Origin of the sequence: Roseinatronobacter ekhonensis (assembly GCF_900499075.1) — a bacterium.
Classification (GTDB): domain Bacteria; phylum Pseudomonadota; class Alphaproteobacteria; order Rhodobacterales; family Rhodobacteraceae; genus Roseinatronobacter; species Roseinatronobacter ekhonensis.
In genome coordinates, this window is sequence record NZ_UIHC01000114.1 from 1 (window position 1) to 3,366 (window position 3,366).

The 3,366-nt window shown below is 54.0% G+C and carries 3 protein-coding genes; all 3 read right to left on the reverse strand.

All coding sequences use genetic code 11. The annotated features are described in order from the left end of the window. Nucleotides 1-87: 87 nt before the first annotated feature. Nucleotides 88-852, reverse strand: a complete 765-nt coding sequence (locus tag ROE7235_RS19065) for a helix-turn-helix domain-containing protein (protein WP_121097532.1) — start codon at nt 850-852, stop codon at nt 88-90. 142 nt (nt 853-994) lie between these two features. After that, on the reverse strand, nt 995-1,984 hold the full coding sequence (gene repB, locus ROE7235_RS19070) for a plasmid partitioning protein RepB (protein ID WP_121097534.1): 990 nt from the start codon (nt 1,982-1,984) through the stop codon (nt 995-997). After that, nucleotides 1,984-3,168, reverse strand: a complete 1,185-nt coding sequence (gene repA / locus ROE7235_RS19075; protein WP_121097537.1) for a plasmid partitioning protein RepA — start codon at nt 3,166-3,168, stop codon at nt 1,984-1,986. The genes repB and repA overlap by 1 nt, the downstream gene beginning before the upstream one ends. Nucleotides 3,169-3,366: the final 198 nt, after the last annotated feature.

Sequence of the window (3,366 nt, forward strand, 5' to 3'; positions counted from 1 at the left end):
CGCAAGCCTCAAGCTCGAGGCGGGCTGGTGAGGAAAGAAAGTCAGGGCGGATCATAAGCAATAGCTGAATCGTTCCAAACCCAGCAGTCAAGTCAACAAATTCGGCTTCTGCAGGACTCGGAGTATAACTGACTGATTCATATGAGGTTCTTTGTGCCCCTCATTTTCTGGGGCTGTGTCCCTCAATTTGTCCGTTTGATCAGGATTAACTTCTTGAATCTTTGAGGTAATATTCTTCAACAAGGTTGTGAGAGCGTCTTCGGGTGCACGCCGACGCAGGATATTGCGAGCGGTATTGAACAAGGCTTCAATATCTGGGCGGTTTGGGAGATACCTCTTGAGACTTGCCAGCGCGATTGCACATCTGTCTCGTAGGATTAATAGATTGGTGATTCGCTCTTTATACGTTTGATTTACTTGAACAAATTCAGCATGTCGCGCTGATAACGGCATCAACGAAAGACCTGTGGCAAGCACAATACGTCCACTCGTGTCCCGTCTGGCCCATCGTTTGCCGTTAGCACTGGAGCGGCGCGTCAGGAGGCCGAGAGAGACGAGTTTGGTGATGTGGCGCTCGACCGTTTGAACACTTACATGGGTCCGCTTTGCCAAAGCAACGTTGGACGCAAAGCAAATATGCCCGTCATCTTGTGCGGCTGTAATATGATCGCCCTTGATGAAGGAGATCATGGCTCGCAAGAGCGAAATTGAGGTGCCCTTTAGCCCCAAAGGCTCTCTGATGTCTTCTATCACCTGCAAGAGTGACCATTTGGACGGGGCAATATCTCGCTGCCCCGCCGAATACCTTGGCGAGTGGGCTCCACCTGGAGCTAGTCCTGCTATTGTTTTCATGATTTTGTCGGCAGACAAAAAATTCCCATGCGCTCGGAAGCGTTTTTTCTTGTTCGATGATTCGGGGACTGCTACCGTCTAGGTGTCTAGTCTAACGGCGCTTACGCGCTGCAGCCCTCGAAGCTCCGGCTTCGGGGGTTTTCTATTCGCCGTCCTCCTTTCTGCTTCGGGTTTCATCCGGTGAGTTTACAGCTGTAAACTGCTCGTAGGATTTGGTGATGATGTCTTCGAGATGGCGGTCCCGCCATGCCCCGAAGGCGGCATCCTTGCCGGTCTTTTTGACGGCGAGGGTGATGGAAGAATTGCTGGATTTGATCGTAACGCCTGGTGCGGGCGCAACCGCCCTGCCCTCTTTTGGGCGTGCACCTCGTCGGGCGATCTCTGCCAAGAGCCGCTCGAGGCGATCATCTGATGAGAGATCAGGATCAAGCTTTGAAAGGATTGAAAACGCAGTACTTGCGGTGACCTTCTTTGCGATGAAGGCGTCTGCAAGCGCTGTCCACTTCGGGCGGCCTGACTTTTGGGCGGCGCCGATTGCGTCGCCCACATCGTCTGGAACATTCTCGGTGACCTTGGTGAGATGGGATAGTCCAGGTGCTGAGAGGCTCAAGACTTGGCGCACTGTCTTTGTATTGTGCCCTGCAACCTGAATAACGGCTGCGAAGCGCGCTTTCTCATAAAACGAGAGATTGCGACGTGCAGCGTTCTCGAGGCCTTTGGCAAGTAAGGCTGAGGCGTCATCAAGGTCTTCAACGTTGGCCCGGACCTTCAGTCCCAACTCACGACAGGCCTTGAGGCGGCGGCGGCCATAAATGACCTCGTATCGCCCGTCGATGCTTGAGCGGCGCACAAGGATAGGCACCTGCTGGCCGCCTTCGTCGATGCTCGTCTTTAGGGCCTCAAACCCGTTGCCCTCTTCATCGGAGTTTACAGCTGTAAACCCGTCAAGACGGTCTTTCGGACCCCATTCATCAATCAGCTTTGGATCGATCTCGCGGATGGCAGACAGAGAACCTTGGAGAGCACCAAGTGCCGGTGCGCTGGTATTTGGTTTGCGCTCAGAGGTGCGTGGACCGGAATCTGCAATCGTCTTGGCGATGCCGGAGAGGCCTTGAAGGGATTTACGGGCCATCAGCTACGCCCCCATGATCGGTGGATCATTGCTTCAACCTCTTTGCCGATCGCATCCATTGAGTTTTTCGCGCGCTCATAGGTTGCGCGGGTCATTTCTGATTTCACGACCTCGTAAATCGATTGTTTGAGCATGGTCGCGTCGCTGATCGCAGTGCTTTTGAGGGCGGTCGCGCCCATGACGCGGTCTTGAAAGAGCGCGCGCATAAAGGACGTGAGCTGTTGTGATGGGACGTCTGTCGGCTCATCGCGTGTGATCAGGAACTTGAAGTGATCGTATTGCAATTCCGCGCCTGCTTCTTCGATGACGCCCATATAAGCACCAGCCAGTTCCAAGAACTGTGCGGTTGAGGAGACGTCGAGCATGGAGGGCGTGAGAGGTACAATCAATGAGGTCGCTGCCGCCATGCCGGAAATCGTCAAGAAGCCAAGCTGAGGCGGGCTGTCCATCAAGACGATATCATACTGGTCTTCGACTTGAGCGAGCGCACTTCTTATCCGTGTGAAGAACGGCTGATCAGGGCTCGAATTTACGGCTGATTCCGTTTCAAACTCTGACAAGAGCAGGCGGGAAGGGGCGAGAGATAGCCCTGGAAAATAGGTTTCAACGATTGTGTCAGCAAAGGGCACGGGATCGTCGTACCGAATGGCATCATAGACAGTCAGTCCGTCAAATTCGATCTCTGGGCTGATCCCGCACATGGATGTCAGTGAGCCTTGAGGGTCTAGATCTACAGCCAAGACCTTATAGCCTTGCAGGGCGAGGAAATGGGCCAAGTGGATTGTCGTTGTGCTTTTACTGGACCCGCCCTTGAAATTCATCAACTGCCAGACTTGTAGCTTATCTCCATCCCTCCGGCCGGGAAGATACCGACCCTTTTTTCGGGAGGTTTGCTCAAGGATCTGGCGGGCATTCCAGATGTCGCGCGCGGTATAGTAGCGACGTCCAGCGCGGATCTCTTGAGGCTCGGGCAGGGTCCCTTCACCGTGCACTTTGCGCATGAATTGACCCGATACACCCAAGAGTTCGGCGGCCTCGGGCGCGCTGAACAGGCGTAGGGATTTCGTGTTGTCGGGCGCGAAGGCTGACAACAAATGTTCGCGGATCGCCGTGGTGAGGCGCTCTGAAATATCGGTTGCCAGTTCCGAGGGTCGGTTGGTAAGAATTGGTGTCACGGGAATCATGTGGTTGCCCCAAATTGCTCAATATGGCTTTTTTCGCGCCACTTGGGGATAAAAGCTGCGATTCACGAGCTTATACTCCGAGTCCTGCAGAAGCCGAATTTGTTGACTTGACTGCTGGGTTTGGAACGATTCAGCTATTGCTTATGATCCGCCCTGACTTTCTTTCCTCACCAGCCCGCCTCGAGCTTGAGGCTTGCG

What these genes read in the sequence shown, in the direction of transcription:
- ROE7235_RS19065 (WP_121097532.1), bottom strand. Translation starts at nt 852, where the DNA reads ATGAAAACAATAGCAGGACTAGCTCCAGGTGGAGCCCACTCGCCAAGG.
- repB (WP_121097534.1), bottom strand. Translation starts at nt 1,984, where the DNA reads ATGGCCCGTAAATCCCTTCAAGGCCTCTCCGGCATCGCCAAGACGATT.
- repA (WP_121097537.1), bottom strand. Translation starts at nt 3,168, where the DNA reads ATGATTCCCGTGACACCAATTCTTACCAACCGACCCTCGGAACTGGCA.